Source organism: Bacillus sp. ISL-18, assembly GCF_018613415.1.
Taxonomy (GTDB): Bacteria; Bacillota; Bacilli; order Bacillales; family Cytobacillaceae; genus Neobacillus.
This window is the reverse complement of the sequence record NZ_JAGGQG010000012.1, coordinates 139,286-165,974: the sequence shown is the minus strand read 5'-3', so window position 1 is coordinate 165,974 and position 26,689 is coordinate 139,286. Positions and strand designations below refer to the sequence as shown.

The following is a 26,689-nucleotide window of genomic DNA, read 5'->3' as shown; positions in this document are numbered from 1 at the left end:
TCAAGTTGTTTTATTATACTTGTTAAATATTACACATATTACACATTTAAAAACTGTGAGTATGTGACGTTACTTCTCCAATACGGAGCTTGTCAGCAATCTCATCGATTTTTCTTAAACGGTGATTAATTCCAGATTTACTAATGGTACCACCGGAAACCATTTCCCCTAATTCTTTCAACGTGACATCAGGATATTGAACACGGAGCTCCGCGATCTCCCTCAGCTTATCAGGTAAAACTTGAAGTCCAATGGTCGAGTCAATAAAGCGGATGTTTTCCACCTGTCTGATCGATGCACCAATCGTTTTATTTAGATTGGCTGTTTCACAGTTTACTAAGCGATTAACGGAGTTTCGCATGTCCCTGACGATCCTTACATCTTCAAAACGAAGCAAGGCATTATGGGCACCCACGATATTGAGAAATTCCGTAATCTTCTCGGCTTCCTTTAAGTAGGTGATAAATCCTTTTTTACGTTCAAGGGTTTTACTATTCAATCCAAATGTATTCATTAATTCGCATAAAGAATCATTATGTTCTTTATAGAGCGAAGCAATTTCCAAATGATAGGAAGAAGTCTCCGGGTTATTGACCGAGCCGCCAGCGAGAAATGCACCACGCAAATAAGAACGCTTACAACACTTCTTCTTGATCAAATCCGGCGAAATATCATGAATGATGGTAAATCCTTCACCAAGTATTTTCGTATCCTCTAAAATTTCCTTAGCCTGCTCAGCTAAGCGGACAATGTAAACATTGTTCTTTTTCAAGCGCATCTTTTTTCGAACTAGAAGTTCTACCTGCACTTGATAGCTTTTTTTTAATAATGTATAGATTCTTCTGGCAATCGCCGCATTTTCGGTTTGAATATCGACAACTAACTTACGATTCGAAAAGGAAAGGGAACCATTCATACGAATCAATGCTGATAGCTCAGAAAGATTACAGCAAGTTTTCACTTCCAAGTTAGTTAATTCTTTTTTGGTCTCCGAAGCGAAAGACATCCCCTCACCACCTAATTAAACTGAATGGAACAAATTTATAAACTTTATTGTACTACTTATTACGATTCATATCGCTTTTTAGTTTCATCAATCAGTAAATTATATAAAATTTTTGCGACCTTTTTTGGATCATGCCTCAATGCCCCATTTTCCTGATAAGCAATATCCGCATGAACGACTTCAAGACCGAGTTCGGATAGCTTTTGTAAATCGTATTGGACAGGGTCTGCTAATTCTTCATTATAGCGTAGTTGGATATCAGGCGGGATTTCTTCATTATTGACAAGAATGGTATTGATAAAGGCACAATTCATATGATCATAGATGGCCTTTACATGATCACTCGCCGTAAAGCCATGTGTTTCTCCGGCCTGCGTCATTAAATTGCAGATATAAACCTTTTTGGCTAGGGAGTGGCACACCTCATCACCTAAGCGCGGAACAAGGAGATTCGGTAAAATACTCGTATACAGACTTCCTGGTCCGATAATAATTAAATCAGCCTGTCGAATGGCTTGAATCGACTCCGGTAAAGGCCGGATACTGCTTTTGGAGGTAAGATAAACCTTTTTAATTTTTTTCCCTGAATAAGGAATTTTTGATTCCCCCGAAACGATGGCACCGTCCTCCATCTCAGCATGTAAGACAACGCTTTGGTTCGCTGCCGGCAAGACCTTCCCACGTACATTTAAGATTTTGCTCATTTCCTGAATCGCATGGACAAAATTACCTGTTATCGAGGTCATTGCGGCCAGAATTAAATTACCAAGCGAGTGACCGGATAATTCATTCGCCGTTTTAAAGCGATGCTGAAACATCTCCTCAACGAGCGGTTCAACATCTGACAGTGAGGCTAACACATTGCGTATGTCGCCTGGAGGCGGTATATGCAAATTCTCGCGCAAACGGCCCGAGCTGCCACCATCATCTGCCACTGTCACGATGGCGGTGATATCAACAGGATACTGTTTTAATCCACGTAGCAAGACGGGTAATCCTGTGCCACCGCCAATTACGACAATGCGAGGCTGTCCTAACTCTCTCATGTTGTTTTTTCCTTTCTCCTCTCAATGTCACGATGAGAAACAACCGTTTTATAATCATTTTGGAAAAAACGGCCGATATTTTCAGCTAAGGCAACGGAACGGTGCTGTCCGCCTGTACAGCCAATCGCAATGACAAGCTGCGCTTTTCCTTCTCTCTTATAATGCGGAAGCATAAAGCCGAGCAAATCGGTTACCTTTTCCAAAAACTTCTGGGTCTCATTCCATTTTAAAACATAATTGGAAACCTCTTCATCCAACCCTGTTTTTGGACGCATATGCTCAATATAATGAGGATTCGGCAAAAAGCGTACATCAAAAACGAGATCAGCATCGATAGGGATTCCATATTTAAATCCAAACGACATGACATTGACAGTAAACATTAATTGTTTATTTGTCGTAAATTCAGTTAATATTTTCTCACGCAATTCACGCGGTTTCATCTGGGATGTATTGTAAACTAACTGTGCTCTGCCTTTTAACTCTTCTAGCAATTCTCTCTCTAATGTGATTCCCTCAAGCGGAAGTCCTGTTGGCGCAAGCGGATGGGTCCGTCTCGTCTCTTTATATCGGCGCACCAATGTAGCATCATCTGAATCTAAAAATAAAATCTGTGGAGTTACCCAAGAGGTCTCTGCCAGTTCATCTAATCCTTTAAATAGATGGTCAAAGAATTCTCTGCCGCGCAGGTCCATGACAAGAGCAACTTTATTCATTTTATTCCCAGATTCCTTCATAAGTTCAAGAAATTTAGGCAGGAGTGTAGGAGGTAAATTATCCACACAGAAGAATCCCAAATCTTCAAAGCTTTGAATGGCCACTGTTTTTCCAGCCCCAGACATTCCCGTGATAATGACCATCTGGGTTTCGCTTGTCGAACCGGTACTCATATTCATTCCCCCTATTCTTTAACTTGGATCTAATCGATAACTAATTAATTCAAACTCGCTTGTATAGGTAAACGTGCCATAAATGATTCCTTTACCATGGATCATATAATCAATGATATGTAGATCGCCCGCTGCCATCGGCAAACCTTTTATCTGGTCAACCGGCTGCCAGGCAAGCTTGCCTTCTTCTGACTCATCTAGATCAACACCGTCAGAATCGGTTGCCACAAACGTAAACATCATCCACTCGGACAACAGCTCGTCGGCATCCTTCATAATCATTGTAAAAATTCCTTTTAATTGTGGATTTTTCAAATAGATGCCCGTTTCTTCGCGGAACTCGCGAATACAGGAATCGCGGACCGACTCACCCGGTTCCATTTTCCCGCCCGGTGCCACCCACCAGCCGCGGCGCGGTTTTTGCAGTAGTAATACTTGATTATTTCTGATTAACACACAATTGGTTACCCGCTGCACTTTTTTCACCTCTTCAGAAGCGCACATACGTCACTCACGCAAGTTGTATATTTAGAAAGAACAAGCACCAGGGTAGGAGCTTGGATGATTAAAATTAATTTATTCTTTTCATTATACTATTTTTAGGAAACCGCCACAATGAATACAAAGTTGATATTTATGTTAAATAAATTTAAACAAGAGTAGAAGCGCCTGAATAGTGGCAATGGGTGGCCTAGATCTTGAACGTCTCAAATTCAAACACCTAGAAAACAAAAAAAGAGCACAAGCTGCTGGGCCTGTGCAGAAAGGTATATATTTTAAAGGGGGTCAATTTCCTTTATCATACACCATCTTTATTTCACTACTGTTACAGGAGAGTTATAAAAAGGTTACGCTTTTAATTTATCTATTACTTTTTAATTTCATTTCTTCAATGAGTTCTTCTACATAATGCTGAGCACTTTGCGCAGCGATACTGCCATCACCCGTAGCAGTAACAATCTGACGAAGCATTTTTTCACGAATATCTCCCGCTGCAAAAATACCAGGCACCTTTGTTTCCATGCGATCATTGGTCTCGATATAGCCATTTTCATTGGTGATGCCAAGATTCTCAAATGGTTTTGACAGTGGAACCATTCCGATATAAATGAAAACACCATCTGCCGGTAATTCTTGCTCTTCGCCATTTTGCGTCGAAACAAGCGTTACACTGCCGACTTTTCCATCTTTATCGTTAATCGATTTAATTGTATGGTTCCAGATAAAATCAACCTTCTCATTTGCAAAAGCACGGTCTTGAAGAATCTTTTGCGCACGTAACTGGTCGCGTCTATGAACGATGGTTACTTTTGAGGCAAAACGAGTTAAATAAACGCCCTCCTCGACAGCAGAGTCACCGCCGCCAATGACAAATAACTCTTTGTTTTTAAAGAAGGCTCCGTCACAAACTGCACAATAAGACACACCGCGTCCGCCTAATTCTTTTTCACCAGGTACACCGACTTTTTTATACTCAGCACCTGTCGTGATGATGACAGAGTAGGCTTTATATTGTTTTGAACCAGCGTTGACGATTTTGTAATCGCCATGGTCTTCTATTCCTTTAATATCACCGTAAGCATACTCGGCACCAAATTTTTTGGCATGCTCAAACATTTTGGATGATAAATCAGGACCTAAAATGCTCTCAAAGCCAGGATAGTTTTCTACATCCTCGGTATTAGCCATTTGGCCGCCCGGCATACCGCGTTCAATCATCAGTGTGGATAGGTTGGCGCGAGATGTATAAACAGCCGCCGTCATTCCTGCAGGACCAGCACCGGCAATAATGACATCATAAATTTTTTCTTCAGTCATTTAATTCACTCCTATATAAAAAAATACGATTAAGTATTAGTATTCCCACTTAATCGTATAAAACAATTGAATTATAGTCCACGAATATGCTTAGTTCAGATAGTTGTTAACCAATTTTACATATTTCCCAATCGTCGCAGTAGACAAGCCATAGCGTTCGGCCACTTCCTGCTGGGAAACTTTCTCACTTCTTAGTTTATGCCACAAGTATTCGACCGCTCCAGCCCAGGCACGTTTATTTTTTAATGGAGCACCGTCTTTAGATACTTCGACAAACACGGAAAACCACAGAAGATATAACCCCGACTCAATCGTGCCAATCGGCTGATGATTTTCATAAAATAGTTCTGCTACTTCTTGGGCATCATTTGTCTTAGATGGTTTCCCTAATCGGATCATCGAGAGATACTCTTTTTCCAGCTTCGTCAACTTTTGGTTTTGAAAAAGCCGTTTGGAGCCGATGATTTCTTCTTTTTTACTCGAAACAGTCGTTAAGAAAAGGGCAAATAAACGCTCTTCCACATAATCGCTGTCAAGCTTTTGAAAAATGGATTCGGCCATATTTTCAAAACCATTACCTAGTGAGTTTTTGGTTTCGAGATTCCATGGTTCTGAGCCTTCTTTGTCAGGATTGAGCTCAAGTACCTTTTTCCAAATGCTTTTTGCAAAGTTTTCAAAGCCTGTATAAAAGGCAGAATAAGCAAGCCAGTAATAAAATGGTCCATCCCCGTCAAAACCATGCTTATATAGTTTCTTTAGCCATAAGTAGGCAAGGTCGTATTCACCGACTAACGCAAAGGTTGCGCCAAGTTTAAACTGATGCTCACTTAGAAGTGGCTGAATTTTTTTCAATACCTGGAGTAATTCAGCAACATTTTCTGATTGTCCTTGATAGTGGGCAAACACAAGCTTGTTACAAAGGGCATGAAGGTTGCCCGTATTGCGCTCGAGCACATCCTCGAGGATGGCTTCCGCTTTTTCTACTTTTCCTAAATAAAAGTAAGCTAGTGCTAAATTATTATAAGCCGACCAATATTCCGGGTATTCCTTGACGACATCTTTTAAAAGCTCAATTGCCTTTGGAAAATAGCCGGATTCCAGCAATTCTCGGGCTTGCTCTTGTTTGATGATTAAGTCATCCTGTTCATATAGCTCATCCTCGAATTCTTCCGCTTCCAATGTAAGCACTTCTAATAATTCTTCGGTGTCGTCGGAAAAATCACCGTCCGGATCAAGCTGCAAATATAATTTGCTATGATGGTAGGCATCTTTAAAAAGTCCCATATGGGCATAATTATTCGCTAAAAAGTAGTGGCATTCTGCCATTTCTGGATCAAGCTCTTCAAGGATTTCGTGCAAGAGTCGGTTGGAATATTCGAATTCACCAAGTTCTGTCGAAACAATCGCCAGCTGGCATGTAATCATTGGTTCACCCGGCTCAAGCTGAATCGCCCGCCCAAGATATTTTTTGGCTTTGATAAAATCTCGTCGATGGTATGCCTTGACACCCTTCTTGAAATAATATTCACCTGTAGGAACAAATGATAGTATTTTTCCCTTTTGAATTCTTGCCTTCGCTTCTTTCACCATGAAGTCCTCCACATTTTTCAACATAACTTATGTAGTATAGCACATTAGGGGGTATTCGAGAAGAGGGTGGTGGATTTAACTTATGGATTGAAATCAACTGCTTGCGCTATATAAAGTACACATATTGGTTCTCCCTCCTAAAATAAGCAGATCCCATTTAAATTAACAATTAAGATTAACCCAAATCAAATAAAAGGAAATGGAGTACTCCATTTCCTTTTTATAAACTATTTAACTATAATTAAAGGATTACACCGTTTGAAGTTCTTTTTCATTATAGAATGCGGGTCTTTCTTGAAGTGTAATGGCTTCTTTTTCACCAGTTTGTTGAGCTTTTACACATGCATCAGATGTTACTGCTGCGATATATCCATCCCATGCAGTTGGTCCTTCTGGCTCACCTTTTTTTGTAATGGAATCAATAAAGTCTTGGATTTCCACATTGTATGCATCCATAAAGCGGAATTTCCAATCATTTAAAATGCCTGTGCTTAATTTTTCATCTTTTCTCATCACCACACTGGAGAATTCAGGTAGTTTTACAATTCCCTCTTCACCAATCACTTCACATTGAATGTCATAGCCATATTTACAATTCACAAATACTTCCACACTCATGACAATGCCGCTGTTCGTTTCAATCGTAAATAATTGTGGGTCTTGCAGTTTATCATGTGAATATTTTGTCTTCCTTGGGAAAACAACCTGAACAGATTTATAGTCATCATTGACTAACCAGTGAAGGGCATCAATTTCGTGAATTAAAGTATCTGTTACAGCCATATCCGTTGTATAGTTTTCACCAACGATTGGATTGCGGTGTGCAGCACGAATCATTAATGGCGCACCAATTTGATTGTTGTCAATCACTTGTTTTAATTGAACATATCCGCTATCATAACGGCGCATAAATCCAACCTGAACTAATTTCTTACCCTGCTTCATTTCCGCTTCAACAATTCGAATACAGCCTTCAGCCGTAGTGGCTAAAGGTTTCTCACAAAATACATACTTACCAGCTTCTACTGCTGCGACAACGGTTGCTTCATGGGCAGGACCCCAGCTTGTAACAAGGACTACATCCACATTTTCATCCGCAATGAGGGCTTTATCGTCTGGATAAACAACCGCATCTAATTGATAGATTTCAACCGTTTGCTTAGCAGACTCTTGATTCACATCTGTTACCGCTACAATTTTACCGCCGGATAATTTATTGGTAATTCGATCAATATGCTCCCTTCCAATTGCTCCTGTTCCTACTACACCAAATCTTAAAGTCATGTTGATACTCTCCTTTTATATTTACATATTTAATGGTTAAACTCAGGCAACGCTTTCATTTTTTAATTAAAGCGTAGTTTTATAACATTACTGATTAGAAGCTTGTTTATGACTTTTTTGTCCATAGCTCCGGAAATCGCTTTCCAACTGTTCAAGCGTCTTTCCTCTTGTCTCTGGCAAGATCTTATTCACAAATATAATAGCGGCAATTCCACACACTGCAAAAATGAAGAATGTGATCGATAAGCCTACTGCACTTAGTAAGATTGGGAAAAACAGCCCAACAAGGAAGTTTGTGATCCATAAGCAGAATACGGTTACCCCCATTCCAATACCACGTAATTTTAATGGGAAGATTTCTGATAACATTAACCAGGTTACCGGAGAAATAGCACCCTGCTGGAATGCAAGGAACGTAACCGTCAAGCTTAGTACGACCACCGGAAGTGCTGGTGACCCTTTAAGTACTAACGAGAACACCCCAATTAAAGCAAGAGCAGCTGTTGTACCCGTCAATCCAGCAATTAACATAGGACGACGGCCAATTTTCCCTAATAACCAGATTCCAACGAAAGTGGCAATGACTGAGATCGCTCCATTGGCGATATTCCCCAAAAGTGCCGCATTGGTTGAAAAACCGGATTTTTCAAGTATTTGAGTACCATAATACATAATCGAGTTAACACCTGTAATTTGCTGCACAATGGCAATCCCGATTCCAATTCCGACAATCCGGCGAACCCATGGTACGTTTAAATCCTTAAATGTCGCATGTTTAATTTCTGATTCATGAGCAATATGTTCTTTCATCTCTTTAAGTTCAGAATCCGCACCGTTTGCTTCCCGTATTTCTTTAAGGACCCTTAGTGCATCTCCCCATTTCCCTTTGGATGCAAGCCAACGCGGGCTCTCTGGAACCGCTAACATTCCAAACCATAAGACAACAGCCGGAAGTGACGCAATCACTAACATATAACGCCAAACATGTGAAGCTCCCTCACCAATCGTATTTCCTAGGATGGCATTAAAGACAAACGCTAACAGTTGACCGGAAACAATCATTAATTCGTTCTGGGTAACCATCCTTCCCCGCTTCTCCACAGAAGACATTTCTGCTAAAAAGGAAGGCACCATGACAGATGCAGCCCCAACGGCTAATCCCAGCAAGAATCGGAACACGATCATAACACCGGCTGACGGTGAAAGCGTACACCCAATTGCGGCAATAAAGAATAGTAACGCGAGATTTAAAATCATTTTACGGCGGCCAAAACGGTCAGATAAACGCCCGCCAAATACGGATCCAAACGCAGCTCCAAAAAGTAAGGAACTGGTAACAAGACCTTCCGTTGCGGGTGTCAAGTTTAGCTGGTCAGGTTTTGCCATAAAAGGTAATGCCCCGTTAATCACACCGGTGTCATAACCAAAAAGAAGCCCCCCAAATGTAGATATAACCGTAATCTTTTTTAAAGCTTTTTCGTAATCACGTGTTTGTTTAATCGCCTGATTACTCATATTCTCCCTCCCCAGGGTTCGTTTTTTTATTAAGCTTTAATCAATGAACCATTTTCTAATGGCAGTAATTCTTCATTAATATAATTACGGGCTTTCAAGGCATACTCCAACGGATGTGCAACTGAGGGGTCTTGTTCTGCTTCAATGACAATCCAGCCTGAATAATTCGTTTCCAGAAGCGTCTTGTATACCTCTGTAAAATCAATACAGCCGTCACCAGGAACGGTAAACATTCCTGCCAAAAAGGATTGTAAGAAGGACTTTCCTTCTTTTTCACATTGTTCTTTTACTGCTGGACGCACATCTTTAAAATGAACATGGTGGATACGATTGATATGTTTATTTAATAGAGTCATATAATCAGCATCAGATACGTAGATATGGCCGGTATCATACAGCAAATGAACGTGATTAGGATCGGTGTTTTCCATAAGACGATCAATCTCGGCTAATGTTTGTACGCCCGTCCCCATATGATGGTGAAAAACTAGCTTCAAATCATATTCTTCAGCAACTTTTGCTAATTCGTTTAGTCCTTGGCCTAACTGATGCCATTCTGTATCTGTGAAGAATGGTTTTTCTTTGAAGACATTTTTATCAGTACCTTGAATACTATAGGTTTGTTCTGATACAACAGCAACAGATGCGTTAACCGCTTTCAAATACTCGCAATGTTTATGGAAAGCTTTAGAGGCTTCTTCCACACCGTCACGAATAATAAAACTGCTAAACCACTGTCCCGCAATTTTTAAGCTGCGAAGTTGTAACTCTTTGTTCAATACGTTAGGTTCTGGAAAAAAGCCGCCAACTTCGGTTCCCTCAAAACCTGCTACTACAATATCACTTAGTAAGTGTGATAGGGTATTCTCTGCCCCAATTTCCGGAATGTCATCATTTCGCCACCCAATTGGAGCAATCCCCCATGAGATTTTTTTATTTTCCATCGTATAACCTTCTTCCTTATAAAAAGTAGGACTGTTTAACCGGTTGACCTTATTTTATAAATTATGAAGAATCGATGTATTATAAAAAATTGCTATCAAATTATCATTTCTTGCTAAACTTTTATAAGTTTAGCAAAAACTAACAAAAAGATACCCACAAAAGTGGATATCTTTTTAAAAGACAGATCATTAAAAACAAAGTTTTCTAAACTTTCCAGGAGTGATGCCCCCAGTAGATTGGGAGAAGACTTTAATAAAATGGCCAATACTATTAAATCCGCAATCCATGCTTATTTGCTCAATTGAAAGATTGGTTTCCACCAATTGATTCTTAGCCTGGATCAATCTGTAATTCAGTACATATTGGTGAGGGCTGGTTCCTATGTACTTTTTAAACGTACGACAAAAATGATAGGTACTTAAATTGGATATTTCACTCAACTGCTCGACGGAAATCTTAGATGAGTAATTCTCACTAATAAAGGACAGTACAGCTTGAATTTCGGGCGGTATTGCTTTTGCCGCATTTGCCTTTCTGTTTTCAAACGTATCTCGGGTACTTTCTACTAAATTACCAAGCAGTTTATAAATTTCTAAGGATATTGCAAAGTCTATTTCCTGGTTCGATGCAATCAGGGATAAGATAGTGGGAATATTATTTTGTTCACTCGGCAGTCTAAACGTGCAGCCCTTTCTTTTGTATAACTTGTTATACATAGCTTGCGTCTGACTGCCTGTAAAGTGAAAAAATTGGAAGGTTGTTTCTTCCAGTGCAGAGTAGTTATTTTTTTCTTTACAATCTAACAGAACAATGTCATCTTTCGAGGCTACAAATGATTGGTCAAGATAGTGGAACTGCATCGATCCTTTTTTTATATAAAAGATGATAAAGGCATTCATGTAATCTCGCTTAATGCTGTAGGGAACATCTACGATATATTCACCGCCCCATAGGACATAATGATATAATTCTTTCGTTAAAGCGGAAGGCTCATAAAAATATAATCCCTTAGATTTGATGCCTGGTTCTACATTTGGAATATAGTAATTCATTTTTCCACCTCTCACTAATTTAAGCACTTCCTATAGTATATTTTATCCTGACTCAAAAGGTAATGGTCTATTTTTGGGAACTATTTAATATTAGACTAGCACGTAAACGACCTATTTCATCTTCAAAAGTTATTAAATAATATTAAATAGCACCAAAATACAATTTTAGAGCAAGAATATATAAGATAATGAAGGAAAATTTCCATTAAACTGAAATCGCATACATAAGTTATAAAATGGAGGTTTACCTATGAAATTATCATTTAATGAAGGAACAACATTCGAAAGTGCTTCTCTTCAACAGAATTTAGAGTATTGCGAAAAACACGGTTACGACTTTATTGAAATTCGTTCCATTGATCAGTTAAAAGACTATCTTAAAGAATTTACATTAGATGATTTAAAAGCCTATTTTGATACCCATCATATTAAACCGCTTTCTTTGAACGCCTTATGCTTTTTTAATAACCGTACGAAAGAAGACGAAGAGAAGATAATCGAGGAATTCAGAGAATACTTGGAGATTTGTAAAAAAATTGATTGTCCATATATTTGCGTGGTACCTTCTAATATCGATGTGACGGAAAAAGGAAAAACATTGACGGAAGAAGTAAATGCAAGTTGTATCCGAGTTTTAACCCATCTATCTGATTTAGCCGAGCCATACGGAGTAAAGATTGCCATTGAGTTTATTGGAATCCAGGAAAATACCGTTAATACCTTTGCACAAGCATACAGTATTGTAAAAGCAGTTGATCGAGATAATGTGGGTCTCGTGTATGATACGTTCCAATTCACTGGGATGGGTTCAAGATTAGAAGATGTAACCGATGAAACAGCAGATAAATTGTTTATCTTCCATATCAACGATGTGGAGGGTTATCCGATTGGCCAAATGCGTGATAGTGATAGAGTATGGCCTGGGCACGGTGTGATTGATTTAGAGGCACATTTGAAAAGACTAAAAGAATTGAATTATGATTTTGTGGCATCCGTTGAGTTATTCAGACCGGAATATTATCAAATGGATCCTGAAGAAGTCATTAAAAAAGCGAAAGAAACGACCTTGGAAGTATTGGAAAAGTACTATAATAAACACGCTGTTCATAATTGATCGAAAGGCATAAAGGATTTTTTTTAAAAAAAATTCTTTATGCCTTTTTTTAGTTACCTAAAGAAACATGTAAATAAGGAGAAATATTGAGATATTATATATATCACACGCTTTCATTATAAGTGTTAGCGTTTTTTTCGTGTATGTTTTCGTTTTCATCATGATTGCTAAAGATACTCACAGGGTACAATATTAAATTAACCAATTTATTCCTAGGGAGGAATCATGATGAAAAAAATAATAGAATTCCTTAAACATACAATGCAATCTTTTAACCATTCAATGGATCAATATGGAGAAGCACGAATCACTTTTTATGAAAGTATTTCTGCTTTAAACAAAGCAAAAATAACTTCATTTAACAAAGCTTATACAAAAAAACACGGGGCGATCCTCTAGACTATCTCCGTGGTATGTTTTTCATTTAATCGTAAGGTTCAGCTACAGAATTTTTCTTACTGATCAAAAGTGGGGGCAATAGGTTTCCCCTAACTCATCTAAAAGCTGGACCGTTTTCCCTTAAGTACAACGTTTTGATCCTTTTTGTTTTTATATTTCTTTTCATAGTTAACAAACATTGAAACATTGACTAAAATTCCGAGAGCAATTGCTAATTGGATAAGAGAAGATCCTCCATAACTGACTAATGGAAGTGGAACACCAGTAAGTGGGATGAGGCCTGAGACACCAGCAAGATTAACGAAAGCCTGGATGCCGATCATGCTTGAAATACCGATTGCTAGTAAACTTCCAAACGGATCTTTGCATTGCAATGCAATATAAATCCCTCTTAACACTATATACGCTAATGTAATGATAACAAAACCAACACCCCATATTCCTAACTCTTCCGCAATAACAGCTATAATGAAGTCTGTATGTGATTCTGGTAAATACCCAAGCTTTTCGATCCCTTTTCCCAATCCTAAGCCATTTATTCCCCCATTACCAATTGCTATGAATGAATTTACAAGATGGTAACCAGATGTTTGTTGGAATTTAAACGGATCATTTAAGACTTCCAATCGATTCATACGAACAGCTGTAAAAATTTTCTTATAAAATAGAAGAACAAATGGTAACAATACGATAACACCAATTGTAACTAGTTTGGTTAAATTCTTAATGCTTGTGCCTGACGAAATGATCATGGCTCCAGAAAATAATAAAATCAATTCCACTGTCCCGAAATCTGGTTGAATGGCTATTAATAAACAAACGATTCCTAAATAGAGTAATGGAGGGAGAACCCCTTTTTTAAATTGATTTATAAATTCCTGCTTTTTAGCATACATAGCAGATAAATAAACAATCACACAAAGCTTAACAAACTCTGCAGGCTGGATACTAATCGGCCCAATTTTAAACCAACTTTGTGCATTCCCAGCCACATGACCAAAGATAAAGAGAGCCATTAAAACAACAATGGATGAAAAAACCATATACATAAGTATTTTTCGGCTTTTCAGGGCTTTATAAGGGAATAAAGAAGTGATAACAAAGAAAAAAGCACCTATTATTAGAAATATCTTTTGTTTCTGATAGAAATAATCACTTGCAACACCATACCTTTGTACAGCAGTAGCCATGCTTGCACTATAGACCATGACCAAACTAAAGAGGGATAATAAAGTGATCGCAATAACTAAAGAATAATCATACGATCTTAGTATTTTCCTAAACATCATTACCTCCAATTTTTTTAAAACAGATTTGCGAAAATGTTTTGATGTTATGTATAAAAAATAAGCCTAAATCTTACAAAGTATAAGAAAAGGTTATTTTAACTTTAATCTAGCACAGAATGATTAGATTTTTATTAAAAATAAACTAAAGGTCGATTATTTTTATATGAACTTAGTGTTAATTCTTAAAAAAGGTTGTATATAAAAAGAGCCTAAATACGCAAGTCAATTATACAAAACTTGCATATTTTGGGCTCTTTAATTTCATAATTGCGATGATTTTGTTTTCGGCTGTCCGAAGCTGCCTCGCCTTGTTTGCAACCCAAAACGGAACCTTACAGATAATTACGATCAAGAGATCACATTATAGAGGTGCTGAGAGAACAAGTATCTGATGCCTATCTCGCTCATCTGCAAAAAATAGGTATATCATATATTTTCGGCGGAAAAGTAAGATTAAATTTTACAGTCGTAGTGGAAAAGCTAAAAAATCTATTTGAGGTTGATCAATTAATGCTAGAAGGTGGAGGCTATTTAAATGGCTCCTTTTTGAATGAGGGATTAATTGATGAATTGAGCCTGGTTTTAGTCCCAATTGCAGAGGGTGCATCTAACTCTGTGACACTATTTGAAACAAGTTCTTTTCTAACAAATCAGCATCCAGTAAATTTCTTCTTGAAAGAAGTCGAAAAACTGGACGATGGTGGACTAAGGTTAAAGTGTGTAACAAAAGGTGATTAATCCTCTTTTTATTATTTGAAGTTATTATTTATAAATTATACCTTTTTTTATTCCATTATCTGCAAAGCGTACACAGTTCTACTTCCAACAAGCACCCTCTACTCCTCCCCGATTCCTGGATACCAACATGCATTAATTAATATTAAGGTTCAGCTATAGAATTTTTCTTACTTAATAAAAGTTGTGTCAATTAGCCAAAAATACAGTTGTTTGTGCATCCACAAACCCTGAACGAAAACGCCCAGGTGAAATCTGCATCATTGTCGTAAACACACGAGTAAAATATTGGACAGAAACAAAACCAGTTTCCTCAGCAATTTCTTTCAATGATAAATCCGACTTTTTAAGTAAGGTGACAGCTTTTTTGATTCTTTCATCCAAAATATAATTTGAATAACTTACGCCTAACTCTGACATAAATATTCGTGATAAATGCCGTCCTGATATATGCAAATGTTTAGCCACTCTTAAGGGACTTGATAAATTATCGTGTATATATAATTATGCTTGAGTCAGGAGTAAAGAAAAACCCTCTGGAACCATTCTTTGTTTGCTGTGATTTAATGGTGAAACGAAATTTTCTACTATTGAAAGAATAAGGGAATGGGCCATGCTTGATAGCATTTCTTCAAAAAAAGAATGTTCCTTCATGGTTGCTTGGATCAGCAACGATTTCCAAAGTAAAGTAGTAGGTATATCATCACTATGATGCAAAACTACCACCTCTTGTTGTTTGGCTCCCTCCATAATCCTTATCCATTCTTCACTTGATTCCGATTCCATTAAGTCAAATGCAACATATAGCAGAAATAGACCTTCCTTACTTTTTATTTGATGTAAAACTTCTGGTCGTGATAAAAAAAGTGTGCTTTTATGGAGCGGTTGGCTACTATTTTCTTCTATATAAGTTCCTTCCCCATCTACCACATAGCACACTTCAAAAAAGGAATGTTTATGTAATAGATTGTCATAATGCTTCGGCATGACTCCCCAATAATGCACTTGAAAAGACGCACCATTTTGATTTAAATGATGAACATATTCATTCAGCGAACGTTTTCCATAAACAAATTTATTTAAATCCAACAAGAGCCCTCCTTTTCAAAGATTTAAATACTGAATGAAATCTCACCTAAAAAAATAGAGATGTCATAACAATCTCTACTTTTTTAGGTGCAACTGTATTTAATCACTCTATCTATTGGTAGAATTAAAGGTTAATCTCAAAAACTAAGAGTTTGTTTTAAAGCATCCACTGATGTTCTAATTCCCGCCTCAACGGACATGGTCAAATCTTCCATTTCAAGTGACACTTCACCGTTATATCCCATCATGCGAACAACCGAGAAGAATTCTTTCCACCACTGCAAATCTCGACCGCAGCCGACGGCCACATAATTCCATGCCCTATTTGCTGTATCCGTAACCTCTTTTGTTTCCAGTACGCCATTAATGGCAGATAAATGTCTTTCAAGTCTTACATCTTTACCGTGAACATGGTGAATCGCAGCTGCTAATTCTCTTGCTGCAATAATTGGATCTGCCCCCATCCAGATTAAATGGCTCGGGTCTAAATTCAAACCAACCATAGGTCCGACTGCATTCCGCAATCTAAATAAGGTTGCTGGATTATAGACTAATTGCGAACTGAAATTTTCAAGGGCAATTTTTTCGACACCGCATGATTCAGCTTTTTTCACTAACTCTTTCCAATACGGGATCGCTACCTCATTCCATTGGTAATCCAATATCTCTTTTAATACTGGGGGCCAGCTGACTGTATAGGTAATCCAGTTAGGAATTTTATCTTCCGGGCTTCCTGCCGGCAGGCCACTCATCATAATGACCTTCTTCACACCAAGTAAACCGGCTAATTCCATTGTTTTTTCTGTTACATCTCTATGCTCTTTACCAAGTTCACCTGGATCTAACGGATTCCCAGAACAATTCAATGCGCAAAGCTTAATATTCCGCTTTTCTAATTCACCTAAAAATTCACTTCTTTTTGCTTCACTTTCCAGCAATTCATTTAAACGCAAATGCGGAGCCGGTGACCAGCCTCCAGTTGTCATCTCAATGGTATCAATCCCCATTTCAGCTACCGTATCTAACATTTTTTCAAAAGGCAAATGGCCTAAGCTATCCGTTACATATGACAATCTCATGTTAAAACCCTCTCTCAATCTAGTTTATTTTTATGCCAAAACTAAGCTGTTTTTATATAAAGCTGGACATTCATCCAGTTGAATTTGTACACGTTCCCCAGTATCTCTTGCCTTCGAGCAAGCCGTAGAAGTAATCGCCGCTACATACCCATCCCAAGCATTAGGTCCATTTAATTCATCTGCTTTCACAGAATCAACCCAAAGTTGAAATTCTCTATCATATGCCTTTACAAAGCGATCCTTCCAATCGGATGATACTTTTGTAAAATCTTTCCCTTCCGTACGAACGCTTGAAAAAGCTGGATCCGTTAAAGATACCATTCCATTTTCACACATGACTTCACATTTTATATCATATCCGTAATGGCAATTTACAAAGATTTCAATATCAATATGGATGCCCGACTCTGTTTCTAAAATGACAATCTGAGGATCATGTAAATCCTTATGTGCACTTGATGTTCTTTTTGGCAGAATCACTTGTGCTGCTACATAGTCCTCTTTCAGTAACCATCTTAATACATCAATTTCATGAACAACTGAATTTTCAACAGCCATAGGGGTAGTATAGCTTTCATCTACGCCAGGATTTCGGTGAGCACAGTGAAGCATTAATACTTCTCCAAGTTTTCTATTATCAAGCAATTCTTTTATTTCTTCGTATCCTTGATCATATCTTCTCATATATCCTACTTGAACTAATTTTTTACCTAGTTTGATTTCTTCATCAACGATTCTTTTACAGCCCTCCACTTCAACAGCTAAAGGTTTTTCACAAAATACATATTTTTTATTTTTTATAGCTTCTAAGACATAACCTTCATGTGTCGGATCCCAGGAGGTAACCACTACTGCATCCACCTCAGGCAATCTGATTAGCTCTTCTCCAGATTCTACAAATTTAGCACCCACTTCTTGAGCAATTTGTTGCGCTCTTTCCGCATTAATATCAGAGACTGCAACTACCTTTGCTCCCTTTGTTTTATATGTAAGTCTTTGAATATGATCCATTCCAATTGCACCGGTACCAATAACACCAATCTTTAATTCCACAATAAACACTCCTTATTAATAATTTTCTTAAATTAAGCACTTCCCTATAAGAATCTCACTAGTATTTTTATAGGAAAGTTATCATCTATAAAACACAAGATTTTGTAGGCGCATACAAATTGATATGTAACTCGCCAATACCATTTTAAGACAACTGAAGTTGTTATTTAGATACTGCAGCTTTCTCATCAGCATGAACTTCATCATAGGTGCGGAAGTAACTTTCAATCTCCTCAAGAGAGCGGCCCTTTGTTTCAGGCATCATCTTCCAAATAAAAGTGATAGATACCAACCCTACTGCCGCGAAAGCAAAGAATGTTCCTGATAAGCCAACTTTGTCGATCAATATTGGGAAAAAGAAGCCAATTACAAAATTTGTTATCCAGAGGAAGAAGACGCTAATCCCCATGCCAAGTCCTCTCAGTCTTAACGGGAATATCTCTGAGAGCGAGACCCATAATACCGGCCCAATGGCTCCTTGCATGATCGCTAGAAACGTGACTGTAAGGGAAAGTATTACATATGGAAGGGATGTATTCCCTTTCAGAAGGGAAGAAAACACTCCAATAAGTAAAAGTACCGTTGTTGTTCCTGTTAAACCCCATAACATCATGGAACGACGTCCAACTTTTCCTAGGAGCCAAATTCCGACGAAAGTTGCCAATACCGAGATCACCCCATTCGCAACATTACCGATAAGAGCGGCCTTTGTAGCAAATCCAGCTTCTTTCAGAATTTCAGAACCATAATACATAATCGAGTTGACACCTGTAAGTTGTGACGCCATCGCAATTCCAATCCCTAGAACAACTATACGTCGCACCCAAGGTACTCCCAAATCTTTCATTGTTGCTTTCTCAATTTTAGATTCTGAAGCAATGGCATCTTTAATTTCTTGTAATTCTTCTTTAGCCCTGTTTTCCTCACGCACTTGTTGGAGAACCCGTAAAGCTTCTCCTATTTTCCCTTGCGCTGCCAGCCAGCGTGGGCTTTCAGGTACGATTAGCATTCCAAACCAAAGGACAACTGCCGGAAGTGTTGCTATAACTAACATATAACGCCAAACGTGTTCATTTTCACCCAATGTTGATGCAATCGCGGCATTAAGCGCGAATGCTAGAAATTGTCCAGTAACAATCATTAACTCATTCTGAGTAACCAACCTGCCCCGCCGTTCGGCTGGTGCCATTTCTGCTAAAAAGGTTGGAACTGTAACGGAGGCCCCTCCAACAGCCAGACCAAGTAGAAAACGAAAAACAAGCATCATACCTGTATTTGGTGAAAGTGTACATCCTAGCGCTGCAATAAGGAATAATAATGCCAGACTAAGAATATTCTTTCGCCGGCCGTTACGATCTGACAGCCTGCCGCCAAACACTGCCCCAAGCGCAGCTCCGAAAAGAAGTGAACTCGTAACAAGTCCTTCTGTTAGCGGATTCAGATTGAGCTGGTCGGGTTTAGCCATATAAGGAAGTGCACCGTTGATTACACCCGTATCATATCCAAACAGCAGTCCCCCGAATGTCGATACTAATGTAATGATCCGTAAAAATGCCTTTGGAGTACGCCTCTTCTCAGTTACCTGATTTGCCATAAGTATTTCTCCCCCATATTCTAATGTTTAATATGAACTTCCGAGCCATTTATGTATGGTTCTTAGAGTCTCCTTAGGCTCATTTACGCATACGCTTGCATTTATGTTTTAAAAAAACTGTTAATATATTTACGCTGATTTACTATATTTCAAATCTATCCTTCTAAGTATCAGCATTTAATGCATACGCTTGCATTAATGGGAGAAAAAAGAGTAAGTTAGACTCTTCCCCCGCAAGATTCTCTAATAACTAATGTAGGACTAATTTCTAGTTTTTGTTTCATGGTTGATGTTGAATTTAATTTCTCAATTAACCGTTTACATGTTAATGTTGCAATTTCTTTTATAGGTTGATGAATTGTTGATAAATATGGTTTGTAGAAGGTACATAACTCAATATCATCGAATCCGATAACGGATATCTCATTAGGGACCTTTATATCCAGCTCCTTCAATGCCGAGATCGCCCCCAGTGCCATTAAATCATTCTGTGCAAAGATGGCTGTCACGTCTTTTAAATTATCCATATTATCCTTTATCAAGCGGTAACCCGACTGGAAAGTCGTATCTCCATAAAATAATTTATCACCATCATACTGGAGATGATGATCCTTAAACGCAGCTTTAAAGCCTTCAGTCCTTTGTTGAAACTCGCTGCCGCTGATATTAGCTGACAAACACATGATGTTCCTATGACCTAGTTTAATTAAGTGGTCACCCGCAATATACCCGCCTTTGTGCTGGTCTACACAAACAAAGTCTACATCCTTTGTTTTATAAAATGGTGGTAAATATTTGCAGAATATGAAAGGGACTTCCGTTTTTTCTAGTGCCTCTATGGATTTATCATCTAAAGACGGCTCCATAATAATCAGTCCATCTACCTTCTTTGCAGCAATGAATCTTTCGATATTATTTTGTTCTGTAAACCTATTCTCAAAAAATGAGCTAATAACATCCATTTGCAACTGTTCAAGAGTTTGGATAATTTCATTCTGCCATGAGCTAAAGTACACTTCTATCCCCTGTCCAAATAAACTCTTTGGTAAAATAACACCTATTGTATTGGTTTTATTCGCACTTAAGCTTCTTGCATTCGCATTAAATTGAAAGCCATACTCTTGTGCGATTTTCCAAACTTTTCTCTTGGTTTTCTCAGAAATCATTGGACTGTCATTTAAACATCTGGAGACAGTAGATTGGCTCACATTCGCCATTTTTGCAATATCTTTCGTGGTGATTGCCATAATAGCATTTTCGCCTCTTTATTTTAGACTACGCATACGTATGCGTTATGAAGAATATTTTATAATATTCAGTCTATAAAATCAATAAAGAGTTCAGTTTTTGTCAATGTGACAGAATAAAATTGGCGATAAATCATTTTTAGAAGTTACTTGTTTTACAATTTGGCTGTGCGGAAGAAAGTAGTAAATTCCATTACCTTTTTAATTGATCACTCCCTTTCAACTATTTTGAGGAAAAATTATCCAACAGTTTTTTTGGTTAACTCTTGGTTAATGTATGGATAAATATTAGTATTAAAAACGCTTTCAGTCAATAGTTGTTTCAATATTCGTAAAAAAAATATTATCCTTAATAAAAAATCCCATTTGTGCAGACAATATATTCTTTTTATAACTGTCTGCACAAATGGGATAATATCAAATCGCCATCTATGCTATATATTTTTAATACATTCTAGACGCCTGAGTTACTATTTTCAACAGATTGTTGGACAATTAACTCTTTTCTGTACCCTTTACAACCCGGCTGTTTCCCTGATGTACTTTCTTGCTTTCACTGCATATTCAAATGGATTGGCAATTGCCGGATCCTGTTCGGCCTCGACTACAAACCAACCTTTATAGCCTGCTTCGCTTAGCACCTCAAATACCGGTTTGAAATCAATGATGCCGTCTCCTGGTACGGTGAAAACCCCTGCTTTTACAGCCTCCAAAAAGCTCATTTTTTCACTATGTACTCTTTCAACAATTTCCATACGAATATCCTTTAAGTGAACGTGATGGATTCGATCAACGTATTTTTTTAACACTGCCAGGTGATCTTCGCCTGAGAATACAAGATGGCCTGTATCGTAAAGAAGAGATACTTTTTCAGGGTCGGTTCCTTCCATTAAGCGGTCGATTTCTATTTCAGTTTGCACTCCTGTACCCATGTGGTGGTGGTAGACAATTTTCATGCCCTTTTCAGCCGCCAGGTCGCCAAGTCGAGTCAGCCCTTCCAATAAAAGCTTCCATTCTTCTTCCGTATTTACAGGCTTATTTCCAAATAGCGGTGTTTCCATTTGGCCCTGGATGCTGTTGCCTTGTTCTGAGACAACAATCACTTTTGCACCCATTTCATGAAGAAAATCACGGTGTTCTATATAAGCTCTTTCCGTTACTTCTAATGGCTTTGATGTTAAAAAGGAACTAAACCAAGCACTTGCAATCTCTAATCCTCTTAAAGAAAGGGCCTTTTTCAAAACCTCTGTGTCGCGCGGATACTTGTTTCCCACTTCACTTCCCGAAAAACCGGAAAGTGCCATTTCGCTAATGCATTGCTCGAAGGTAACTTCGCTGCCAAGTTCAGGCATGTCATCGTTCGTCCAGCCGATTGGGGCAATAGCCAATTTTACTTGATTTGCGTCAAACATTGTCTGATCCTCCATCATTCATTGTTGTGTGTTTTTCAATCTTGATCTATTCGTCTCATTGCCTTGTAAGTTTAAAAAAACTCCTAATTCCATCAGATAAAACAGTTGGATTTTCTAAAAATTAGGAGGCTTGTAGTATTGTTTCGTCATTTCTATTAAATGACTGGAGCTGCCTGTTTTAATTGGACTGGAGCACCCTTTACAAGCGATTCTTTTGCTGCTTTCGCGATTTTTTGCGCTTGTAAACCATCAAAGCCTGTGCAGGCAATTTCTTTCTTTTCAAGAATAGAGCGAGTAAATTCTACTACTTCATCAATATATGCCTGATTGTATCGCTCAAGGAAAAAGTATTGCGGCTTATCTACCGTAACAGCCTCAGCGGTCGATACTTCCACAGTAGTAGGACGATTATTATCAGCTTGTGCTGCCCCTTTTTCACCGAAAACTTCAAGACGCTGATCATATCCATACACTGCCTGACGACTATTATCGATTACCCCTAGTGCACCATTAGCAAATTTCAATGTTACGATAGCGGTATCAATATCGCCAGCTTCACCGATTGCCGGATCCACCAATACTGCTCCTGCAGCAGATACCTCAACAACTTCACTGTCCATTACATAGCGTGCCATATCAAAATCGTGGATCATCATGTCCATAAACAATCCGCCGGAAGCTTTCACATAGTCAACACCTGGAGGCTCAGGGTCACGCGAAGTAATTCGTAAAATATGCGGCTGACCAATTTGACCATCTTTCACAAGTGTTTGAATTCTGCGGAAATTTGGATCATAACGGCGGTTAAAACCAATTTGCAGCCTTACTCCCGCTTTTTCAACCACAGCTAATGCTTCTTCTGTTTCTTCTACGGAAAAACTTACTGGTTTTTCACAGAAAATATCTTTGCCGGCGAGTGCGGCTTCTTTAATGATTGTTGCGTGAGTATTGGTTGGCGAACAAATGAAAACGGCTTGAATTTCCGGATCATTTAGCATTTTGTGATAATCAGAAGTTAAAACCTCAATTTGCTTTTCTTTTGCCCATGATTCAAGGTGATCGATAAAAACATCTGAAACACTTTTAATGCGAATTTGTGGAATCTTTCTTAAATTATCAACATGTAATTTTCCAATCCGGCCTGCACCAATTATTCCTACTGTTAATGATGGCATTGTGACTCCTCCTATTTATTTAACATAATGGTTTTTGGTTAAGCGCTTACCCCACCCACACGCCGAAATGTAATCAACGTCATTAAAGATTCTTTAAGTTTCTTACAGAATTACGTTCGACCAACCTAGGTGAAAGCATAATTCGCTGCTGCGGGACCTTTGGGTCTTTTATTAGCTTTAAAAGCTGACCCATCGCAAATTTTGCCAACTCCTGCTTTGGCTGGGCAATCGTCGTTAAGCCGGGCTCTGTTAATTCCGCGTAAATCGAATCATCAAAGCCTACTATTGACAGATCATTTGGTATGCGAATATGTGCTTTTCGTGCTTCCTTGATGAATATTGCCGCAATTAAATCGGTTGAAGCAAACACTGCTGTCGGCCTATTTTCCAATTGCAGTATCTTCCTTGCTGCAGCTTTTGCATCGTCTATTTTAGACATGGCATTCAAAGTCCATTCATCCTTTAAGACAACCCCTTCATCAGCCAGGGATTTTTTAAAGCCTTCAAGACGCATTCTGCCGCTGGCCCTGTTTTGCTCTGCGATAATAGCAACTTCTCTATGGCCCATATCAAGGAGATACCTTCCTGCCATATATCCCCCTCGTACATCATCTGTTGTAACAGTATGGGATGAAAAACGGAGGCTGTCCACAGAAAACATTAAATGCGGTATTTCCCTTTTTTGAAGACTCTTATAGGCGTTCCAATCTTCAGGCTCTGTCGCAATAATAATCCCGTCAACCTGTTTTTTTTGTAGTAATTCTAAATAATCATGTTCGCGTTCAATCTGGTAATCTGTACTGCACAAAATAATAGAATAGCCCATTTCCCTAGCGTTGTTTTCCAACGCACGGGAAACTTCGGCAAAAAACGCATTTGAAATATCAGGAACAAGTACACCGATTGTAAAGGTTTTTTTACCTGTTAATGCCGCAGCAACACTGCTTGGCTGATATTCAAGCTCACCCATTATTTTCAGAACTTTATTTCTCGTTTCCTCACTAATACGCCCTGTATCGTTAATTACCTTGGAAACGGTCGCAATCGAGACTCCTGCCTTTTCAGCTACATCATAGATCGTAGGCTTCATTTTGCTCCAAACTCCCTTTCCAAAATCCTTATGTTGATATTATTTTACCACAAAGGATTAACAGGGGATGCGATGCTATGTTGGAATCTCTTTTATAAAACAAATTTCCTGTCTTATCTTTAAGCTTTCACAAACATTTTTGAAATCCCAATAGCCATTAATTACCTACATATTGTTTAATCTTAGAAAGTGACTCATCCACATTTTCTTTAGTAATCACGTTAGCACCGGAATCAATTCGTTTGTCAACTGACTTTCCATGAATCGCTTTAACCGCTGCATCTACCGCCATATAACCAATCTTATACGGATCCTGGGCTACCTCAGCATCCAGCCCGCCTGCCTTGATCGAATTTAGTCCCTCTGATGTTCCATCGAACCCAACAACCATTACTTTGCTGTTTTTTGATTGAACAGCACGTAATGCACCTAATGCCATATCCTCACTTGTTACGAATACTGCTTTAATTTTTGGATTTGATTGAAGAATATTTTGCATTACATTCATCGCTTTCGCTCTGTCACTATCAGCAGGTTGAATCGTCACCACCTTAATACCAGCAGCTTTCAGGGCTTTTTCTGCTCCATTGGACCGGTCATCGTGGGTTTTATCACCTAAAGCTCCACGAATGATGGCTACCTTGTCTCCTTTATGAAGTTTATTGGCCATGTATTTTCCACCTTCTTGTCCAGCCACTAAGTTTCCTGTTCCTACGAAACTAACTTTTTCGGAATAGTTTGCATCTGTATCTGCCAAAATGACAGGAATCTTATTTCTATTGGCCTGTTGAAGAACATTTAGTACGGTAGCGGGTTGACTCGGTGCGACTACCAAAGCATTCACATTATTGGTAATTTGATCTTGAATCAGTGTAACTTGTTTTTGTACATCCGTTTCAGCACTAGGCCCCATTACTTCAACAGTAACTCCATCTTTTTTACCCGCATCCATTGCACCACGCTGGACCAGCTTCCAATATTCACTATTTAAAGCTTTAAGAACAACAGAGACCTTTACTTCTTCATTTGAAGCAGACTTATTAGAACCAGAAGCAGTCTTGCTTGCCCCCGGAGAAGCCGAATTACTGCATCCCCCCATTACTAATCCGGCCCCTAATACACTCATCATTAAAATCCCGCTAAGTTTTTTCATCATTTCTGCCCCCTTAAAATTTAAGTTTAAGAAATCGCATTCTCCCGAGCATTATTCTTTGGATATTTTTTGAATCAACTTTTTCACACAGTATTAGTTTTTCTTACTTTTGCGTTGACGAAGAACGTCAACATACACTGCCGCAATGATAACCAATCCGATTACCGCCAGTTGAGCATCTGCGGAAACGTTAAGAAGGTTAAGGCCATTTTGAAGAACAGCAATTACTAGCGCCCCGATTAATGTGCCGGAAACTGTACCAACCCCGCCAAAAAAGCTGGCGCCGCCAATAATAACAGCTGCAATGGCATTCGTTTCATAGTTTAGTCCTGCAAGAGGGAATGCCGAGTTAACTTGCCCTACCATTACTAATCCCGCAAGTCCCGCCATTAAACCACTAAGTGAATAAACAATCATCAGCACCCGGTCGACGTTTATCCCAGACAGACGGGCGGCTTCCTTATTGCCCCCGATGGCATAAATATAGCGGCCTGTCTTTGACCTTGTAAGGAAGATGTGAAACAGTACATAAACAGCAATGACAAGAAGAAAGCTCACCGGAATTGGACCAACAAATTGATTTCCGGCAAATTGAATGGCGGCCGGGAAACCAGCAATCGGTGCTGCAGCGGTTAAAATAAGAGCAATTCCGCGGCCGATGAATTGTGTACCGAGCGTAGAGATAAACGGGTGCGGTAAATGCAGCTTCGTTAATAACACTCCGTTTACCCAGCCTAAGAAAGTCCCTACACCAAGACAAACGATCATACCAATAAATGGGTTCATATGCAGGTTAACAGTAATGATCCCCATTAACATAATCGATACGGCAAGAATTGCACCAACTGACAAGTCAATCCCTGCTGTTAAGATGGCTAAAAGCATCCCAAGCCCCATTAACGCATTAATGGATGATTGACTGGCAATATTCATAAGGTTGTTAACGGTTAAAAACTTATCTGATAGGCAGGTCAGGATGACAATCAAGATGACAAGGGCTAATAAAGGTCCCAGCTTACCAATTACCTTCTTTAAAGTGATCTTTTCTTTTGGATCCGTGTTCACTGAAAGATTCTTTTCTGATTCTGTCACTAATTGAACTTGACTCATTTTC

General features: G+C 38.7%; 25 protein-coding genes. 3 read left to right on the top strand and 22 right to left on the bottom strand.

Annotated elements, in window-relative coordinates; genetic code table 11:
* Positions 1 to 46: 46 nt before the first annotated feature.
* The 10 genes from whiA to J7E81_RS19395 form a co-directional block, all read right to left on the bottom strand.
* On the bottom strand, positions 47 to 1,006 hold the full coding sequence (whiA, locus tag J7E81_RS19440; protein WP_215045093.1) for a DNA-binding protein WhiA: 960 nt from the start codon (positions 1,004 to 1,006) through the stop codon (positions 47 to 49).
* A 59-nt stretch (positions 1,007 to 1,065) separates the two neighbouring features.
* Positions 1,066 to 2,052, bottom strand: coding sequence for a gluconeogenesis factor YvcK family protein (locus J7E81_RS19435; RefSeq protein WP_215045091.1), 987 nt, complete (start codon positions 2,050 to 2,052; stop codon positions 1,066 to 1,068).
* Positions 2,049 to 2,942, bottom strand: coding sequence for an RNase adapter RapZ (rapZ, locus tag J7E81_RS19430; RefSeq protein WP_215045089.1), 894 nt, complete (start codon positions 2,940 to 2,942; stop codon positions 2,049 to 2,051). The genes J7E81_RS19435 and rapZ overlap by 4 nt, the downstream gene beginning before the upstream one ends.
* Before the next feature lie 18 nt (positions 2,943 to 2,960).
* Positions 2,961 to 3,419: an NUDIX hydrolase gene (locus J7E81_RS19425; RefSeq protein WP_215045087.1), complete on the bottom strand. Its 459-nt coding sequence runs from the start codon at positions 3,417 to 3,419 to the stop codon at positions 2,961 to 2,963.
* Between the two features lie 384 nt (positions 3,420 to 3,803).
* The gene (gene trxB, locus J7E81_RS19420; RefSeq protein ID WP_215045085.1) at positions 3,804 to 4,760 is read right to left on the bottom strand and encodes a thioredoxin-disulfide reductase; all 957 of its coding nucleotides are present in this window, start codon (positions 4,758 to 4,760) and stop codon (positions 3,804 to 3,806) included.
* A 90-nt stretch (positions 4,761 to 4,850) separates the two neighbouring features.
* On the bottom strand, positions 4,851 to 6,350 hold the full coding sequence (locus J7E81_RS19415; protein ID WP_215045083.1) for a tetratricopeptide repeat protein: 1,500 nt from the start codon (positions 6,348 to 6,350) through the stop codon (positions 4,851 to 4,853).
* 249 nt (positions 6,351 to 6,599) lie between these two features.
* Entirely contained in the window at positions 6,600 to 7,634 is a 1,035-nt protein-coding gene (iolG, locus tag J7E81_RS19410; RefSeq protein WP_215045081.1) for a bifunctional inositol 2-dehydrogenase/D-chiro-inositol 1-dehydrogenase, read from the bottom strand.
* An 87-nt stretch (positions 7,635 to 7,721) separates the two neighbouring features.
* Positions 7,722 to 9,149: a sugar porter family MFS transporter gene (locus tag J7E81_RS19405; protein ID WP_215045080.1), complete on the bottom strand. Its 1,428-nt coding sequence runs from the start codon at positions 9,147 to 9,149 to the stop codon at positions 7,722 to 7,724.
* Positions 9,150 to 9,178: 29 nt separating this feature from the next.
* Positions 9,179 to 10,093, bottom strand: coding sequence for a myo-inosose-2 dehydratase (iolE, locus tag J7E81_RS19400; RefSeq protein ID WP_215045078.1), 915 nt, complete (start codon positions 10,091 to 10,093; stop codon positions 9,179 to 9,181).
* Between the two features lie 189 nt (positions 10,094 to 10,282).
* Positions 10,283 to 11,146: a helix-turn-helix domain-containing protein gene (locus J7E81_RS19395; RefSeq protein ID WP_215045076.1), complete on the bottom strand. Its 864-nt coding sequence runs from the start codon at positions 11,144 to 11,146 to the stop codon at positions 10,283 to 10,285.
* Between the two features lie 250 nt (positions 11,147 to 11,396).
* On the opposite strand from J7E81_RS19395, the gene J7E81_RS19390 reads away from it, so the two are divergent.
* Both J7E81_RS19390 and J7E81_RS19385 read left to right on the top strand, forming a co-directional pair.
* A complete protein-coding gene (locus tag J7E81_RS19390; RefSeq protein WP_215045074.1) occupies positions 11,397 to 12,260 on the top strand; it encodes a sugar phosphate isomerase/epimerase family protein in 864 nt (287 codons plus the stop codon).
* Between the two features lie 228 nt (positions 12,261 to 12,488).
* Entirely contained in the window at positions 12,489 to 12,659 is a 171-nt protein-coding gene (locus J7E81_RS19385; protein ID WP_215045072.1) for a hypothetical protein, read from the top strand.
* Between the two features lie 98 nt (positions 12,660 to 12,757).
* Here J7E81_RS19385 and J7E81_RS19380 read toward each other — a convergent pair whose 3' ends face one another.
* On the bottom strand, positions 12,758 to 13,945 hold the full coding sequence (locus J7E81_RS19380; protein ID WP_215045070.1) for an FtsW/RodA/SpoVE family cell cycle protein: 1,188 nt from the start codon (positions 13,943 to 13,945) through the stop codon (positions 12,758 to 12,760).
* A 372-nt stretch (positions 13,946 to 14,317) separates the two neighbouring features.
* On the opposite strand from J7E81_RS19380, the gene J7E81_RS19375 reads away from it, so the two are divergent.
* Positions 14,318 to 14,686 carry a dihydrofolate reductase family protein gene (locus J7E81_RS19375; RefSeq protein ID WP_215045068.1) on the top strand — a complete coding sequence of 123 codons (369 nt, stop codon included), beginning with the start codon at positions 14,318 to 14,320 and terminating at the stop codon, positions 14,684 to 14,686.
* Between the two features lie 186 nt (positions 14,687 to 14,872).
* Here the strand turns inward: J7E81_RS19375 and J7E81_RS31120 are convergent, their stop codons facing one another.
* The 11 genes from J7E81_RS31120 to J7E81_RS19325 form a co-directional block, all read right to left on the bottom strand.
* A complete protein-coding gene (locus J7E81_RS31120) occupies positions 14,873 to 15,139 on the bottom strand; it encodes a helix-turn-helix transcriptional regulator (RefSeq protein WP_308162241.1) in 267 nt (88 codons plus the stop codon).
* 48 nt (positions 15,140 to 15,187) lie between these two features.
* On the bottom strand, positions 15,188 to 15,772 hold the full coding sequence (locus J7E81_RS19370) for an AraC family ligand binding domain-containing protein (protein WP_308162240.1): 585 nt from the start codon (positions 15,770 to 15,772) through the stop codon (positions 15,188 to 15,190).
* Positions 15,773 to 15,909: 137 nt separating this feature from the next.
* Positions 15,910 to 16,851 carry a sugar phosphate isomerase/epimerase family protein gene (locus tag J7E81_RS19365; RefSeq protein WP_215045066.1) on the bottom strand — a complete coding sequence of 314 codons (942 nt, stop codon included), beginning with the start codon at positions 16,849 to 16,851 and terminating at the stop codon, positions 15,910 to 15,912.
* A 30-nt stretch (positions 16,852 to 16,881) separates the two neighbouring features.
* Positions 16,882 to 17,904 carry a Gfo/Idh/MocA family protein gene (locus tag J7E81_RS19360; protein ID WP_215045064.1) on the bottom strand — a complete coding sequence of 341 codons (1,023 nt, stop codon included), beginning with the start codon at positions 17,902 to 17,904 and terminating at the stop codon, positions 16,882 to 16,884.
* 163 nt (positions 17,905 to 18,067) lie between these two features.
* Positions 18,068 to 19,498 (bottom strand): sugar porter family MFS transporter, encoded by a 1,431-nt coding sequence (locus tag J7E81_RS19355; RefSeq protein WP_215045062.1) that lies wholly within the window; start codon positions 19,496 to 19,498, stop codon positions 18,068 to 18,070.
* Positions 19,499 to 19,716: 218 nt separating this feature from the next.
* Positions 19,717 to 20,745, bottom strand: coding sequence for a LacI family DNA-binding transcriptional regulator (locus J7E81_RS19350; RefSeq protein ID WP_215045060.1), 1,029 nt, complete (start codon positions 20,743 to 20,745; stop codon positions 19,717 to 19,719).
* Between the two features lie 515 nt (positions 20,746 to 21,260).
* Entirely contained in the window at positions 21,261 to 22,157 is an 897-nt protein-coding gene (gene iolE, locus J7E81_RS19345) for a myo-inosose-2 dehydratase (RefSeq protein WP_215045058.1), read from the bottom strand.
* A 155-nt stretch (positions 22,158 to 22,312) separates the two neighbouring features.
* Entirely contained in the window at positions 22,313 to 23,332 is a 1,020-nt protein-coding gene (gene iolG, locus J7E81_RS19340) for an inositol 2-dehydrogenase (RefSeq protein ID WP_215045056.1), read from the bottom strand.
* An 82-nt stretch (positions 23,333 to 23,414) separates the two neighbouring features.
* Complete coding sequence (locus J7E81_RS19335) at positions 23,415 to 24,422, bottom strand: LacI family DNA-binding transcriptional regulator (RefSeq protein WP_215045054.1); 1,008 nt, start codon at positions 24,420 to 24,422, stop codon at positions 23,415 to 23,417.
* Between the two features lie 157 nt (positions 24,423 to 24,579).
* Entirely contained in the window at positions 24,580 to 25,575 is a 996-nt protein-coding gene (locus tag J7E81_RS19330) for a sugar ABC transporter substrate-binding protein (RefSeq protein WP_215045052.1), read from the bottom strand.
* Between the two features lie 93 nt (positions 25,576 to 25,668).
* Positions 25,669 to 26,685: an ABC transporter permease gene (locus tag J7E81_RS19325; protein ID WP_215045050.1), complete on the bottom strand. Its 1,017-nt coding sequence runs from the start codon at positions 26,683 to 26,685 to the stop codon at positions 25,669 to 25,671.
* Positions 26,686 to 26,689 lie beyond the last annotated feature (4 nt).

Coding starts and splice junctions, on each gene's coding strand:
- whiA (WP_215045093.1), bottom strand. CDS start 1,006: ATGTCTTTCGCTTCGGAGACCAAAAAAGAATTAACTAACTTGGAAGTG.
- J7E81_RS19435 (WP_215045091.1), bottom strand. CDS start 2,052: ATGAGAGAGTTAGGACAGCCTCGCATTGTCGTAATTGGCGGTGGCACA.
- rapZ (WP_215045089.1), bottom strand. CDS start 2,942: ATGAGTACCGGTTCGACAAGCGAAACCCAGATGGTCATTATCACGGGA.
- trxB (WP_215045085.1), bottom strand. CDS start 4,760: ATGACTGAAGAAAAAATTTATGATGTCATTATTGCCGGTGCTGGTCCT.
- J7E81_RS19415 (WP_215045083.1), bottom strand. CDS start 6,350: ATGGTGAAAGAAGCGAAGGCAAGAATTCAAAAGGGAAAAATACTATCA.
- iolG (WP_215045081.1), bottom strand. CDS start 7,634: ATGACTTTAAGATTTGGTGTAGTAGGAACAGGAGCAATTGGAAGGGAG.
- J7E81_RS19405 (WP_215045080.1), bottom strand. CDS start 9,149: ATGAGTAATCAGGCGATTAAACAAACACGTGATTACGAAAAAGCTTTA.
- iolE (WP_215045078.1), bottom strand. CDS start 10,093: ATGGAAAATAAAAAAATCTCATGGGGGATTGCTCCAATTGGGTGGCGA.
- J7E81_RS19395 (WP_215045076.1), bottom strand. CDS start 11,146: ATGAATTACTATATTCCAAATGTAGAACCAGGCATCAAATCTAAGGGA.
- J7E81_RS19390 (WP_215045074.1), top strand. CDS start 11,397: ATGAAATTATCATTTAATGAAGGAACAACATTCGAAAGTGCTTCTCTT.
- J7E81_RS19385 (WP_215045072.1), top strand. CDS start 12,489: ATGAAAAAAATAATAGAATTCCTTAAACATACAATGCAATCTTTTAAC.
- J7E81_RS19380 (WP_215045070.1), bottom strand. CDS start 13,945: ATGTTTAGGAAAATACTAAGATCGTATGATTATTCTTTAGTTATTGCG.
- J7E81_RS19365 (WP_215045066.1), bottom strand. CDS start 16,851: ATGAGATTGTCATATGTAACGGATAGCTTAGGCCATTTGCCTTTTGAA.
- J7E81_RS19355 (WP_215045062.1), bottom strand. CDS start 19,498: ATGGCAAATCAGGTAACTGAGAAGAGGCGTACTCCAAAGGCATTTTTA.
- J7E81_RS19350 (WP_215045060.1), bottom strand. CDS start 20,745: ATGGCAATCACCACGAAAGATATTGCAAAAATGGCGAATGTGAGCCAA.
- iolE (WP_215045058.1), bottom strand. CDS start 22,157: ATGTTTGACGCAAATCAAGTAAAATTGGCTATTGCCCCAATCGGCTGG.
- iolG (WP_215045056.1), bottom strand. CDS start 23,332: ATGCCATCATTAACAGTAGGAATAATTGGTGCAGGCCGGATTGGAAAA.
- J7E81_RS19335 (WP_215045054.1), bottom strand. CDS start 24,422: ATGAAGCCTACGATCTATGATGTAGCTGAAAAGGCAGGAGTCTCGATT.
- J7E81_RS19330 (WP_215045052.1), bottom strand. CDS start 25,575: ATGAAAAAACTTAGCGGGATTTTAATGATGAGTGTATTAGGGGCCGGA.
- J7E81_RS19325 (WP_215045050.1), bottom strand. CDS start 26,685: ATGAGTCAAGTTCAATTAGTGACAGAATCAGAAAAGAATCTTTCAGTG.